The sequence below is a fragment of the Ruegeria sp. H4 genome (genome assembly GCF_056533065.1).
In genome coordinates this window covers 204827-217451 of record NZ_JBQFOC010000002.1, presented here as the reverse complement: position 1 = coordinate 217451, position 12625 = coordinate 204827, and the positions used below count along the sequence as shown (strand labels likewise).

The following is a 12625-nucleotide window of genomic DNA, read 5'->3' as shown; positions in this document are numbered from 1 at the left end:
TTGCCGCGCGCATAACGCGGCGCGGCAAAATATACCAGCCCTAACCGGCCTTCAGTGGCCTGCAGTCTTTGAAAACAGGTGAATGATCAAAATCCCGGCCAGAATCAACGACAGACCAAGGATCGCCCAGATGTCCAGTTTCTGCCCAAAGACGACAAAGCCGATGATTGCGATGAAGAAGATGCCAAGGCCGGACCAGATGGCATAAACAATGCCCACAGGCATGTACTTCAGTGTCAGCCCCAGCAGGTAGAATGCAAACCCGTAGCCAATCACGACCAGAACCGAAGGCCAAAATCGCGTGAACTGCTGGCTGGCCTGCAATGCCGTTGTCCCAACCGTTTCTGCAAAAACCGCGATCAACAGGATCAGGTAGGCTTTGGGCATTGTCATAACCTTAGTCTTGCATAGGCCGGGTCAGCTTGAGCACGGAATCAGGCTGGCAGGCAAGGGGATTCAAGCAAGCCGGTCATGGCGCTGACTACCGGGTCAGGTATACCTGACTTTAGGTAGACACGTGATCGTGTAACATCTGCGCCGTTGTTGGTGTTTTGTTACCGAGTGTATTTTATGACTTTATTTGCAAAAACTGTGATTCTTGCCGCGTTTCTTATCGTGGCGCTTGGGTGGCTTGCTGGCGGGGGGTCCGTCGATACTGATGCAGCCAGTATGGTTCAAAAGTTGGATGGTAGCGTGATTTGAGCGCCGATCTGATCCGGTAAGGGGAAAAGGGGCCTTTGGGCTCCTTTTTTCCGTTATGTGTCAGGCGTCCACTGTGACTTGGGTTTGGAAATACGCGGCCAATTGAGGCTGCAGCCAACGCCATAGGGCAGGCGCGCCAGTCTCAATTGCAGGCCGAACCCGCATTTCGATTTGCGCATAAGTCACGTCATAGTCGACCCACGATCCACCACCAGTTTCCAGATTGGCGATGGGCGTTTGGTAGCGGTCAACTGCTTTGGCAAATACCGCATCCGCTGTTTCAGCCGCTTCGAATTCATACCACAGATCAGAAAATTCGGCGTTCTGCGCTGCGGGCAACAAGCCGAAAAGCCGCTGTGCGGCAGCCTCTTCCTTTGCGGCCTGTGCCGTGTGATCCACGTGACCGTGAATGGGGTGATCGCCGGCGTCGATTTCTACAATGTCATGCAGCAAAAGCATACGCAGCACCCGCGCAACCGAAATATCGGTTTCGGCATGTTCCGACAGCACCCAAGCATAGAGCATGATGTGCCAGGAATGCTCGGCTGAGTTTTCGAACCTGTCCGATGTCATGAGACGTGAGGCGCGCAAAACGGTTTTCAGTTGGTCGGCCTCGGACAGGAACGGAAGCCGCGTGGTAAATGCGTTTGTGTCTGGGGTTGCCCTAGTCAACAGGGCCTTTGCGTGGCCGAAGGCCAAAGGAAACGCTTGGGCCAGATAGGCGACGCGCCCGCCGTCCATATTGTCCTTTGCAATCTCGATATGCGCGGGCTGGGGCTGATCTGCACAGAGCACCTGAAACAGGGGCTGGCAGCGATCCAGTATCTTGGCAAAGCGGGCGTCTGCCGTCTGATCGCCTTCAAATTCCTGCCAAAGCGCCTGAAACTCTTGTGCCTGATCGGGCGGCAATAGGCCAAAGAGCTGTGACGCCGCCCGTTTTTCGGCCTCCGCCACCGCCTGCCAGTCGGTATCCAGATGGATAGGATGGTCGCCTACGATGATCTCGACCAGATCATGGAGCAGCAGCATCCGGATGACCCGGTCAATCGAGACCTCAGGTGCAGCCAGAGGCGCCATAACCAACGCCCAAAGCGCCAGATGCCAGCTGTGCTCGGCCGAGTTTTCGGGGCGCGATTGATCCAGCAGAACATTGGCGCGTTCTACCGTTTTTAACCTGTCGGCCTGTTTCAGAAACGCGATTTGAGCCGACAGTCGATCCGTCATTGTTTTTCGATGGCTTTCACTTTGGAGCGGTGGGTGCTGAGGCGTTTAATGACGAAGGCGCGGGCCTTGCGTTCGGCCAGACGCACGCGAATTTCAGTCAGAAACGCCTCTTCCAGCGATTGAGAAGCCGCGCCAAGCACTTCGCCAACTTCGACAAAGAATCGATCATCGCCGGTTTCATCCATAACCTTCATCGTATCCTCGGCCAATTTGGCAGCGAGGCTTGTGATGGTGTCTGACATCAGCGCGTGGTCTCGGTCAGGCGGCGTTTCACATAGTCGCTGACATCGGTGATCAGCGTGTCCATGTGGCGATCCTGGAAGAAGTGATCGGCGCCTTCAACCTCGGTATGGGTGATGGTGATGCCTTTCTGCTCGTGCAGTTTGTTGACCAGTGATGTGGTGTCTGCCGGCGGCGCAACACGGTCGGATGAGCCGTTAATGATCAGGCCAGAAGACGGGCAGGGTGCCAGGAACGAGAAATCATACATATTGGCTGGGGGCGAGACGCTGATAAAGCCCGTGATCTCGGGTCGACGCATCAGCAGCTGCATCCCGATCCATGCGCCAAACGAGAACCCCGCCACCCAGCAGTGTTTCGAGTTATTGTTCATCGACTGCAGGTAATCCAACGCCGATGCCGCATCGCTCAATTCTCCTACGCCCTGGTCATACTCGCCCTGGCTTCGGCCCACGCCGCGGAAGTTGAAGCGCAACACGGTAAAGCCCATGTTGTAGAATGCGTAATGCAGGTTGTAGACGACCTTATTGTTCATGGTCCCGCCGAACTGCGGGTGCGGGTGCAGGACGATGGCGATCGGAGCGTCTTTTTCCTTTTGCGGGTGGTAGCGGCCTTCCAGGCGGCCTTCGGGTCCGGGAAAAATCACCTCGGGCATGTGTGCTTTGGTCCTGTCTTTTTCTTCTTCGAGCCCGGATATACTTGACGATAATCGTCGGGCACCTTAGAACGGTTCTAATTAATAGCGGCGCGTATTGTCGCTGCCCGTCGGAGATACGCACTGGCGGCGGCGGCGTCAATGATTTCGCGTGTATCTTGCCATGAGGGAATGCCAATGAAGCTGTCGACGAAGGGCCGTTATGCCATGGTTGCGCTGGCCGACATCGCGCTGCAGCCCTCGGATCAGTTGGTCACGCTGGGTGAGATATCGGAACGACAGGACATTTCGCTGCCCTATCTTGAGCAGTTATTTGTCAAACTGCGCCGGGCTGAACTTGTAGCGTCTGTTCGAGGACCCGGCGGTGGCTATCGTCTGGCGCGGCCCGCGTCCGAAATCCGTGTCGTCGAGGTTCTGTCGGCCGTTGATGAGACAGTTGACGCCTTGTCCAAGGGCGCGGGTGCCTCTGGGGCATCTTCTGGCAGCCGCGCTCAATCCCTGACCAATCGTCTTTGGGAAAGCATGAGCGCACATGTCTATGTGTTCCTGCATCAGACCCGCTTGTCAGATGTGATCAAGAACGATCTCGCCCCATGTCCTGCTGTGCCCAGCTTATTTGCTCTTGTTGATGAATAGGGCTTCGATTCTCGGTTGCCTGTTTAGTGTCTGACAAAAGATGTATCCATGACTCGCGTCTATCTCGATCATAACGCCACTACACAATTGCGGCCCGAAGCTCGGGACGCGATGATTGCGGCGATGGAGGTCTGCGGGAACCCGTCATCGGTGCACGCCGAAGGCCGTACAGCCAAAGCGTTGATCGAACGTGCAAGGGCGCAGATCGCCGCCGCATTTGGGGCCGATGGGGCGGATATCGTATTTACCTCAGGATCGACCGAAGGCGCGGCGTTGGCGCTTGCTGGTCGAAGACTGCATGGAGCAGCAATTGAGCATGATGCCGTAAGGTCATGGATCAAAGAAGATGTTCCGGTTCACGAAACGGGTCTTGTTGATCTACCCGATCCAGCCAACGCAACGCTTCAGTTGGCCAATTCCGAAACGGGTATTGTTCAGACTCTTCCTTCGGGACTGGCCGTGACGGATGCCACACAGGCCTTTGGAAAGCTGCCGGTGGCATTTAACTGGATGGACGTTCAGATGGCGTTGATCTCAGCGCATAAACTGGGCGGGCCCAAGGGTGTTGGTGCTGTTGTCATGAAGCGCGGCACCGATCTTGCAGCCCAGATCAAAGGTGGCGGGCAAGAGATGGGACGGCGTTCAGGCACGGAAAATGTCATTGGAATCGCAGGGTTCGGGGCCGCAGCTGAAGCAGCAGCGCGCGACCTGGCCAATGGTGTTTGGGAGCAGATTGAAGAATTTAGAAATATTCTAGAAAATGCTCTTGAGGCCGGAAATAAATCACCTATTTTTGTCGGGAAAGGTCAGAAGCGCCTGCCAAACACATTGTGTTTCGCCTCACCCGGTTGGAAAGGTGAAACCCAGGTCATGCAGATGGATCTGTCGGGTTTTGCGATCAGCGCGGGCTCGGCCTGTTCCAGCGGCAAGGTGCGCGCCAGTGCTGTGCTGACGGCGATGGGATATGACGAGGTAACAGCAGCCAGCGCAATCCGCGTTTCGCTTGGCCCTCGGACCACAAATGAAGAAGTGCTGCGGTTTGCTGAAACGTGGCTGGATAAAGAGAAAAAGCATCGCGCGCGCGCCGCGTGATCTGATGGAGAGGAAGCAATGGCCGCTTTGGACCAGACCCAGGTGAAAGAAGGTGTTGATCAGGAAACCGTGGATGCGGTGCGCGAGGTCAGCACATATAAATACGGCTGGGATACAGATATCGAGATGGAGTATGCGCCCAAAGGCGTGAACCCTGATATCGTGCGGCTCATCTCTGAAAAAAACGAAGAACCCGAATGGATGACTGAATGGCGTCTGTCGGCCTTCGAGCGTTGGACCAAGATGGAAGAGCCCAAATGGGCGATGGTCAGCTACCCTGAAATCGATTTCCAGGATCAGTATTACTATGCCCGTCCGAAATCGATGGAGGAAAAGCCCAAGTCGCTCGATGAGGTCGATCCCAAACTGCTGGCTACCTACGAAAAGCTTGGTATCCCGCTGAAAGAACAGATGATTCTGGCGGGTGTTGAGGGCGCTGAAAACGCGCCGGCCGAGGGGCGCAAAGTTGCTGTCGACGCGGTGTTTGACTCCGTCTCGGTAGGGACAACCTTTCAGAAAGAGCTGAAGGCCGCAGGCGTCATATTTTGTTCGATCTCCGAGGCGATCAAAGAACATCCTGAGCTGGTCAAAAAGTACCTTGGTACCGTGGTTCCGGTCTCGGACAACTTTTATGCCACGCTGAACTCAGCCGTGTTCTCGGATGGTTCGTTCGTCTACATCCCGCCGGGCGTCCGCTGCCCGATGGAGTTGAGCACCTATTTCCGCATCAACGCCGAAAACACCGGTCAGTTCGAACGCACCCTGATCATTGCCGATAAAGGCAGCTATGTCAGCTACTTGGAAGGCTGTACTGCACCTCAGCGCGACACTGCTCAGCTGCACGCGGCCGTGGTCGAGATCATCGTCGAAGAAGATGCCGAGGTGAAGTACTCGACCGTTCAAAACTGGTTCCCCGGGGATGAGAACGGGAAGGGCGGCATCTACAACTTCGTAACCAAGCGCGCGGATTGCCGTGGGGATCGCTCCAAGGTGATGTGGACGCAGGTAGAAACTGGCTCGGCCGTGACGTGGAAATACCCGTCCTGCATTCTGCGCGGCGAGGAAAGCCAGGGTGAGTTCTACTCGATCGCGATTGCCAACAACTATCAACAAGCTGATACCGGGACCAAAATGGTTCACTTGGGCAAGAACACCAAATCGCGCATCGTGTCCAAGGGCATCAGCGCGGGTAAGGCACAGAACACCTATCGTGGGCTTGTCTCGATGCACCCGAAGGCCAAGGACAGCCGGAACTACACCCAATGTGACAGCTTGCTGATTGGCGACAAATGCGGCGCGCATACGGTTCCGTATATCGAGGTCAAGAACAACTCCAGCCGTGTGGAACACGAGGCGACGACATCCAAGGTGGATGACGATCAGCTGTTCTACTGCCGTCAGCGCGGCATGGACGAAGAAGAGGCCGTGGCCCTTGTGGTCAACGGGTTCTGCAAGGACGTCCTGCAGGCGCTGCCGATGGAGTTTGCGATGGAAGCCCAGCAGTTGGTGGCCATCAGCCTCGAAGGATCAGTAGGTTAATCCCGCCTTTCACAGAATTCAGAACAAATTCGGGTCTTGCGACCCCTTGCGATACGCAAAAGGACAAAACATGCTGGAAATCAAGAACCTGCAAGTACAGCTTGAAGAAGAAGACAAGCAAATCCTCAAAGGTGTGGACCTGACGGTTGAAGCTGGCAAGGTACACGCGATCATGGGGCCGAACGGCTCGGGCAAGTCGACGCTGAGCTATGTGCTGTCGGGCAAGGATGGTTACGAAGTCACCGAAGGCACTGCCACACTCGATGGCGAAGATCTTCTGGAGATGGAACCCGAAGAACGCGCCGCTGCGGGTGTGTTTTTGGCCTTCCAATACCCGGTTGAGATTCCGGGCGTCGGCAACATGACCTTCCTGCGCACCGCCGTGAACGCCCAGCGCAAAGCGCGCGGTGAAGAGGAGCTATCTGCCGCGGACTTTCTGAAAGAGGTACGCGCCAAGGCAAAAACCCTGAAGATCGACGCCGACATGCTGAAACGTCCGGTCAATGTGGGCTTTTCAGGTGGTGAGAAAAAACGCAACGAAATCCTGCAGATGGCGATGCTGGAACCCAAGATGTGCATCATGGATGAAACCGACTCAGGCCTTGACGTGGATGCGATGAAACTGGTGGCTGAAGGTGTGAATGCGCTGCGCGATCAGGGCCGTGGTTTCCTGGTCATCACCCACTATCAGCGCCTTCTAGATCACATCAAACCCGATGTCGTGCACATCATGGCAGACGGCCGTATCGTCAAAACCGGAGGGCCCGAGCTGGCGCTTGAGGTCGAAAACAACGGCTATTCCGACATTCTTGCCGAGGTGAACTGATGGCCTTGCCCGAAGTCAAACAATCCGCAACCGAGGCGCGGCTGGCCGCGCTGACCATGCCCGATGCAGGCTGCACCCGCGCGGCCCGCGAAGATGCGCTGGCCCGTGTGTTGGAAACAGGTCTGCCGGGGCGCCGCGACGAATACTGGAAATACACACAGCCCGATACTCTGGTCGCGGCAGCGGCGCTGCCTGCGGCTGTTTTTGCAGATGATGAAGCGCTGATCTTTGATGAATTCGATAGCCTGAAGATCGTATTCATCGACGGTGTGTTCAGCGCTGAAGAGTCCGATGATCTGTCGCTGGAAGGTGTCAGCATAGACCGGCTAGAAGACATTTGCTGCAAAGATATCCACTGGGCCAAGGACCTGTATGGCGTTCTGGAAGCGCGTGGTCAGGTGCCGGTACAGCGCCCTCTGGCCGCTTTGAACACGGCTTTTGCCTCGGATGGGGTAGCCATTCATGTGACCGGTAAACCATCGAAACCGATCAACCTGATCTATCGTCATGCATCGCCGACATCGGACGCGATCCTACATCACGTGGTCCGCGTCGAAAGCGGGGCCGAGGCGACCATCCTGGAGACGGGTCCTGCGGCCTCGCGCTTTAACAAATGTATGGAAATCGACATTGCAGATACCGGCACCCTGCACCATGTCCGTGCACAGGGTCGTGACCATGAACGTCGCGCGGCGACGCATATGTTCACTCGGCTGGGGCAGGAATCGGTCTACAAATCCTTCACCTTAACCGTGAACGGCGTTCTGACGCGCAATGAACAGATCATCGAACTGACGGGCGATGATGCGGTTGCGCATGTGGCCGGGGCCTGTGTCGGTGATGGAGATTTCCACCATGATGACACGGTGTTCATCACCCATGATGCGGTGAATTGCGAAAGTCGTCAGGTGTTCAAGAAGGTGCTGCGCAACGGCGCGACCGGTGTTTTTCAGGGCAAGATCCTTGTCAAGGAAGGGGCCCAGAAGACCGACGGCTATCAGATCAGCCAATCGCTGCTGCTGGATGACGACAGTCAGTTCCTCGCGAAACCCGAGCTTGAGATCTATGCCGACGATGTGGCCTGTTCGCACGGGTCAACCTCGGGCGCGATTGACGAAACCGCGCTTTTCTACCTGCGCTCGCGCGGGGTTCCAGAGAAAGACGCGACCAACATGCTGACGCTGGCGTTTCTGGCTGAAGCCGTGGACGAGGTCGAAGACGGCGCCCTGGCTGAGGCTTTGGTCAGCCGGCTGGAAGGGTGGCTGGCCCGCCGCAGCTGATGCCGGTGTCATCAGATATCGTTGCCACATATCGGGGGCCGGGGCGCGTTGTGCGCCGGCTTCTGGATATGGGACCGCGCGAAGACCGAGCGCTGATCTTCGTCATGGCCTTCTGCATTGTCGCCTTCATCGCGCAGATGCCCAGCCTTGCGCGCCGTGCCCATATTGAAGGTGTCGAACTGAATATGCTTCTGGGCGGGGCCTTGATGGGCTCTGTCTTTATTCTGCCACTGTGTTTCTACACGATTGCGCTGTTGTCGCATTGGGCGGCGCGCATGATGGGCGGCAATGGCACGCCCTATGGCGCGCGGTTGGCGTTATTCTGGGCATTGCTATCTTCGGCTCCGCTGGTGTTGCTGAATGGCTTAGTCGCCGGATTCATCGGTCCAGGCCCGGCTTTGACCTTGGTTGGGCTGATTTGGGTTGCTGTCTTTTTCTGGTTCTGGTTATCCGGGTTAAGGCAAGTGCAAAGGTCAGCAGAATGAATGTTCCTCATCTGGGTCAACTGGCGGTTCTGACAATCAGGAAACCCGCCGAAGCGGCAAAACAGCTATTGGTTCTGAAACCGGGGCGAGAAGTTCTTTGGCTGACTTTCTTTCTGGCGGTTGTCCTCAACTGCCTGATCCAGCTGGGTATTGATCTGTCCGTTCCCGTGGGCGACGGCGAAACCGGCCCGGTGATCGATAGCGTACCTTTGGTTCTGATCCGATCGGCCGGCGCGATGATGTTGAGCATCTTGGCGTTTTTGTTCGTTGGCCGCCTGCTGGGGGGTACAGCTACATTTGACGACATGATGATCCTGACGATCTGGCTGCAATACCTTCAGATCGCCGCCCTGATGGGGACACTGATCCTGAGCCTGACCGTTCCGGTCTTCATGGCACTGTTGTTGTTCGCCACAGCAATACTGAGCCTCTATATCACACTGCATTTCCTGAACGAGGCGCATCAGTTCGGCTCGCTCTGGAAATCCTTTGCCGTCGTGCTGCTGTCCGCTTTGGTTGCGGTTCCCTTCGTCCTGATGTTCGCCCCTGCGGCACCCGTCTAGAAAGATCACCTCATGTATGATGTGCAAAAAATCCGATCTGACTTTCCGATCCTGTCGCGCGAGGTGAATGGAAAGCCACTGACCTATCTGGACAATGGGGCCTCGGCGCAGAAACCGCAGGTTGTGATTGACGCGGTGACGCAGGCCTATTCACATGAGTATTCGAACGTGCATCGCGGGCTGCATTACCTGTCGAATCTGGCGACCGAGAACTATGAAAACGTGCGCGGCACCATCGCACGGTTTCTGGGTGTCGCCAATGAGGATGAAATCGTTCTGAACTCGGGCACCACCGAGGGGATTAACCTGGTGGCTTATGGCTGGGCCATGCCCCGGCTTGAGGCTGGGGATGAGATTGTCCTGAGCGTGATGGAGCATCACGCGAATATCGTGCCCTGGCATTTCCTGCGTGAACGGCAGGGCGTTGTTCTGAAATGGGTTGATGTCGATACTGATGGCGGGCTGGACCCTCAAGCGGTGCTCGATGCGATTGGACCAAAGACCAAACTGGTTGCGATCACGCATTGTTCGAACGTTTTGGGCACGGTGGTGGATGTCAAAGCGATCACCGAAGGCGCCCATGCCAAAGGTGTTCCGGTGCTGGTGGATGGTAGCCAGAGCGCGGTTCATATGCAGGTCAATATTGATGAGATCGGTTGTGATTTCTATGCTATCACCGGCCACAAGCTGTACGGTCCGTCAGGATCGGGCGCGATTTTCATCAAATCCGACCGCATGGCCGAGATGCGCCCCTTCATCGGCGGCGGTGACATGATCAAAGAGGTCAGCAAAGATCAGGTCATCTACAATGATCCGCCCATGAAATTCGAGGCTGGAACCCCTGGTATCGTGCAAACCATCGGTCTGGGTGCAGCGTTGGAGTATATGATGGATCTGGGGGTGGAGAACATCGCCACCCACGAAGCCAACTTACGCGATTACGCCATGCAGCGTTTGAACGGGTTGAACTGGCTACAGGTTCAGGGAACGCGTCCGGAAAAGGCTGCGATCTTCAGCTTTACGCTGGACGGGGCAGGGCATGCGCATGACGTCTCGACCATCCTTGACAAAAAAGGCGTTGCTGTGCGCGCCGGTCATCACTGCGCGGGTCCGCTGATGGATCATCTGGGTGTAACGGCAACCTGTCGGGCGAGCTTTGGCCTCTATAACACCACCGATGAAGTCGATACTCTGATCGAAGCACTTGAACTGGCGCATGATTTGTTTGCCTGAAACGATCCCCGGGGACAAAGATTTCCAGTTGCACCCGGACCGGATCAGCGTTAGCTAACGGCCAAGGCACCTGTAGCTCAGCTGGATAGAGCGCTGCCCTCCGAAGGCAGAGGCCAGAGGTTCGAATCCTCTCAGGTGCGCCAACTCACTACTACCTGTGGATAACTCTGCTAAAGCCCTAAATGGTAAGGCCATATTTGGGGTTCGAACACCTGTTTCCCGGCCATAAAAAATAGGTTCCGCGAAAGCAAGCCTCATGATACCTTTCTTTACGATCAAGCAGCCATTTTTGTATATTTCATAAGGGTTTGCGAGGACTCCGAAAGCGAGTTCGAACATATCCTCCTTGGGGTGGCATGGTTTTTCCGTTTGTGCGGCCTTTTCCTCAGCCATTAGTTTCTCGCGTTCCAGCTTTTCAATACGTGCCTCGTACGCCGCAATGATCGTCGGGCTATCCGTTTCCAAGAGGCGGTCAATTATGCCTTCTATCTGCTTTTGCGCGTCTTTGGCTTGTTTCTGATACGTCCTGGCCTGTTCCTGCATGTTTGCGCGCTGCCACTCCCAGAGCTTGCGGAACACGTCTTTGGCCGCATTTAACAGCATGCGGGTCGGTTGTATCTGTTTCAGCAATTCCTCAAAGTCGCCTTCCAGATCAGCGCGCCGGATTGATTTGCGGTAGCTTTCACAACCTTTGGTCTTGCACATATAGTATGGGTGTTTGTCGCCAGTTTTTGATTTCGACCAGCAAGCTGTCATCGGGCGATCACAGTCGTCACAATGCACAAACCCGCGTAGCGGGAAGTCTTTGCTAATGTCTTTGCGCGCCGGGGCTTTGGCATTGCCTTCCAGTCGATCCTGAATCCGCTGAAAGGTTTCGATACTGATCAGTCCTTCATGATGCCCCTTGCGCGGCGCGATACCAAAACCGTGCACCATTCCTGCATAGATGGGCTGTGTCAGGATGTCTTTGATGCGCTGGTTTCTGATCGTACCCTGCGGCGTGTCTTTGGGATAATCAGGTTGGCTTTCAAGGTATCTTTTGACCTCGACTTGAGTCTGTAGTTTTCCGTTTGCGAAAGATTCTAATGCTTCGGTGAGTATGGAGGCCACAGGTTCATCGCGCACCAGAAACTTTTTGTGGACAGGATGATCCTGATACACATAGCCCTTGGGCGGACGGCTCATGACAACATAGCCATTCATGACGCGCGCACGGCTGCGATCAATGGTTTGCTCGGCATTGCGTTGTTTGTGGTTCTGCGCCACGGAGGCCAGGATATTCTCGATCAACAGCGAGGCTGAATCCTCGCCAAATTCAATTGAGGGACTTAACAACACCCCACCAGCTTTAGAAATTTCTTCCCGAAGGGTGAGGTGCGCGTTCAAATCACGAGCCAGCCTGGAGATGTCGTCGATGATGACAGCGATTTTCTCTTTACGGCGCTTACGGATAAATCGGAGCATAGCCTGAATGCCGGGGCGATTGATCAGGCCGCCTGACGCATCATCCTGAAACGATTCAATGACTTCCAGGGATTTGAACTTGGCAAATTCCCGACATCGCGTCTCCTGGCTGGCCAGGCCATCGCCTTTGCGTTTTTGCTTGGTAGAGCTAACGCGGCTATATATGACGGCTTTTCTCAGATCTGTATCATCCTGTTTTTGCGCCATTATTCCGGTTTCCTTTCCTCTGACCTCGATTCTAGCATCCCGGAATCCGCTTGTGCAGGCTCAGCGGCGCTTTCGAAGTCTTGTCCACAACTTTGTTGGATTGGGTGAATACCGAACCCCATTTCTACGAATGGAACCATCACATCAGCGATAATGCCCAATAGCTGGAGCTTTTCCTCCTCCGTTCCATCCATCTCTTCCAGATGGTGTAGGAACTCACGAAGGTCGATTTTTACACTCGGCTTGCCCGAAGCTGAATTGGCCACCGCCGCCGTAAACACTCGCAACAAGTCGCGATCTTCTAAATGCTCAGTATCTTTCACCGCTCACCTCCTTGAACATGCGAGATCGATATCTCCGCAGCCTGCGGGCCGCATGCATTGGCACGAGATCGTGGTTTTTTATGTTGAATATGTTCCGGTTTATCTGCGCGGTTCTTGCGCCCCGGGTTATGAGTCCATTGGCAGGTGCTCATCCTG

General features: G+C 55.4%; 13 protein-coding genes, 1 tRNA gene and 1 pseudogene. 9 read left to right on the top strand and 6 right to left on the bottom strand.

The genetic code is table 11. The annotated features are described in order from the left end of the window. Nucleotides 1–51: 51 nt before the first annotated feature. The 4 genes from ACR0KG_RS12555 to ACR0KG_RS12540 all read right to left on the bottom strand — a co-directional run bounded on the left by ACR0KG_RS12555 (nt 52) and on the right by ACR0KG_RS12540 (nt 2821). Nucleotides 52–387 carry an SMR family transporter gene (locus ACR0KG_RS12555; protein WP_170536604.1) on the bottom strand — a complete coding sequence of 112 codons (336 nt, stop codon included), beginning with the start codon at nt 385–387 and terminating at the stop codon, nt 52–54. 375 nt (nt 388–762) lie between these two features. After that, nucleotides 763–1926, bottom strand: a complete 1164-nt coding sequence (locus ACR0KG_RS12550) for an HD domain-containing protein (protein WP_480541375.1) — start codon at nt 1924–1926, stop codon at nt 763–765. Next, the gene (locus tag ACR0KG_RS12545) at nt 1923–2168 is read right to left on the bottom strand and encodes a hypothetical protein (protein ID WP_353007675.1); all 246 of its coding nucleotides are present in this window, start codon (nt 2166–2168) and stop codon (nt 1923–1925) included. The genes ACR0KG_RS12550 and ACR0KG_RS12545 overlap by 4 nt, the downstream gene beginning before the upstream one ends. Next, nucleotides 2168–2821 (bottom strand): alpha/beta hydrolase, encoded by a 654-nt coding sequence (locus tag ACR0KG_RS12540; protein ID WP_480827471.1) that lies wholly within the window; start codon nt 2819–2821, stop codon nt 2168–2170. Before ACR0KG_RS12540 ends, ACR0KG_RS12545 begins: the two co-directional genes overlap by 1 nt. A gap of 177 nt (nt 2822–2998) precedes the next feature. On the opposite strand from ACR0KG_RS12540, the gene iscR reads away from it, so the two are divergent. From iscR to ACR0KG_RS12495, 9 genes are all read left to right on the top strand, one after another. Further along, nucleotides 2999–3457: a Fe-S cluster assembly transcriptional regulator IscR gene (iscR, locus tag ACR0KG_RS12535; protein WP_353007674.1), complete on the top strand. Its 459-nt coding sequence runs from the start codon at nt 2999–3001 to the stop codon at nt 3455–3457. 48 nt (nt 3458–3505) lie between these two features. Then, nucleotides 3506–4549, top strand: a complete 1044-nt coding sequence (locus tag ACR0KG_RS12530) for a cysteine desulfurase family protein (protein WP_480827470.1) — start codon at nt 3506–3508, stop codon at nt 4547–4549. A gap of 18 nt (nt 4550–4567) precedes the next feature. Continuing rightward, nucleotides 4568–6088 carry a Fe-S cluster assembly protein SufB gene (sufB, locus tag ACR0KG_RS12525; RefSeq protein ID WP_480827469.1) on the top strand — a complete coding sequence of 507 codons (1521 nt, stop codon included), beginning with the start codon at nt 4568–4570 and terminating at the stop codon, nt 6086–6088. A gap of 70 nt (nt 6089–6158) precedes the next feature. Further along, nucleotides 6159–6914, top strand: coding sequence for a Fe-S cluster assembly ATPase SufC (sufC, locus tag ACR0KG_RS12520; protein ID WP_480549157.1), 756 nt, complete (start codon nt 6159–6161; stop codon nt 6912–6914). Then, nucleotides 6914–8194 (top strand): SufB/SufD family protein, encoded by a 1281-nt coding sequence (locus ACR0KG_RS12515; RefSeq protein ID WP_480827468.1) that lies wholly within the window; start codon nt 6914–6916, stop codon nt 8192–8194. Before sufC ends, ACR0KG_RS12515 begins: the two co-directional genes overlap by 1 nt. Further along, the gene (locus tag ACR0KG_RS12510; protein ID WP_480549161.1) at nt 8194–8679 is read left to right on the top strand and encodes a YIP1 family protein; all 486 of its coding nucleotides are present in this window, start codon (nt 8194–8196) and stop codon (nt 8677–8679) included. Before ACR0KG_RS12515 ends, ACR0KG_RS12510 begins: the two co-directional genes overlap by 1 nt. Continuing rightward, nucleotides 8676–9242 (top strand): YIP1 family protein, encoded by a 567-nt coding sequence (locus tag ACR0KG_RS12505; RefSeq protein ID WP_353007668.1) that lies wholly within the window; start codon nt 8676–8678, stop codon nt 9240–9242. Before ACR0KG_RS12510 ends, ACR0KG_RS12505 begins: the two co-directional genes overlap by 4 nt. Before the next feature lie 12 nt (nt 9243–9254). After that, a complete protein-coding gene (locus tag ACR0KG_RS12500) occupies nt 9255–10475 on the top strand; it encodes a cysteine desulfurase (RefSeq protein ID WP_480549163.1) in 1221 nt (406 codons plus the stop codon). A gap of 66 nt (nt 10476–10541) precedes the next feature. Continuing rightward, nucleotides 10542–10618 (top strand) — tRNA-Arg (locus ACR0KG_RS12495). Between the two features lie 493 nt (nt 10619–11111). Here the strand turns inward: ACR0KG_RS12495 and ACR0KG_RS12490 are convergent. Both ACR0KG_RS12490 and ACR0KG_RS12485 read right to left on the bottom strand, forming a co-directional pair. Beyond that, nucleotides 11112–12146, bottom strand: a pseudogene (locus tag ACR0KG_RS12490) (recombinase family protein); the annotation flags it as partial. Beyond that, nucleotides 12146–12469 carry a hypothetical protein gene (locus ACR0KG_RS12485; RefSeq protein WP_480827467.1) on the bottom strand — a complete coding sequence of 108 codons (324 nt, stop codon included), beginning with the start codon at nt 12467–12469 and terminating at the stop codon, nt 12146–12148. The gene ACR0KG_RS12485 and the pseudogene ACR0KG_RS12490, both read right to left, overlap by 1 nt. Nucleotides 12470–12625 lie beyond the last annotated feature (156 nt).

Coding starts and splice junctions, on each gene's coding strand:
- ACR0KG_RS12555 (WP_170536604.1), bottom strand. CDS start 387: ATGCCCAAAGCCTACCTGATCCTGTTGATCGCGGTTTTTGCAGAAACG.
- ACR0KG_RS12550 (WP_480541375.1), bottom strand. CDS start 1,926: ATGACGGATCGACTGTCGGCTCAAATCGCGTTTCTGAAACAGGCCGAC.
- ACR0KG_RS12545 (WP_353007675.1), bottom strand. CDS start 2,168: ATGTCAGACACCATCACAAGCCTCGCTGCCAAATTGGCCGAGGATACG.
- ACR0KG_RS12540 (WP_480827471.1), bottom strand. CDS start 2,821: ATGCCCGAGGTGATTTTTCCCGGACCCGAAGGCCGCCTGGAAGGCCGC.
- iscR (WP_353007674.1), top strand. CDS start 2,999: ATGAAGCTGTCGACGAAGGGCCGTTATGCCATGGTTGCGCTGGCCGAC.
- ACR0KG_RS12530 (WP_480827470.1), top strand. CDS start 3,506: ATGACTCGCGTCTATCTCGATCATAACGCCACTACACAATTGCGGCCC.
- sufB (WP_480827469.1), top strand. CDS start 4,568: ATGGCCGCTTTGGACCAGACCCAGGTGAAAGAAGGTGTTGATCAGGAA.
- sufC (WP_480549157.1), top strand. CDS start 6,159: ATGCTGGAAATCAAGAACCTGCAAGTACAGCTTGAAGAAGAAGACAAG.
- ACR0KG_RS12515 (WP_480827468.1), top strand. CDS start 6,914: ATGGCCTTGCCCGAAGTCAAACAATCCGCAACCGAGGCGCGGCTGGCC.
- ACR0KG_RS12510 (WP_480549161.1), top strand. CDS start 8,194: ATGCCGGTGTCATCAGATATCGTTGCCACATATCGGGGGCCGGGGCGC.
- ACR0KG_RS12505 (WP_353007668.1), top strand. CDS start 8,676: ATGAATGTTCCTCATCTGGGTCAACTGGCGGTTCTGACAATCAGGAAA.
- ACR0KG_RS12500 (WP_480549163.1), top strand. CDS start 9,255: ATGTATGATGTGCAAAAAATCCGATCTGACTTTCCGATCCTGTCGCGC.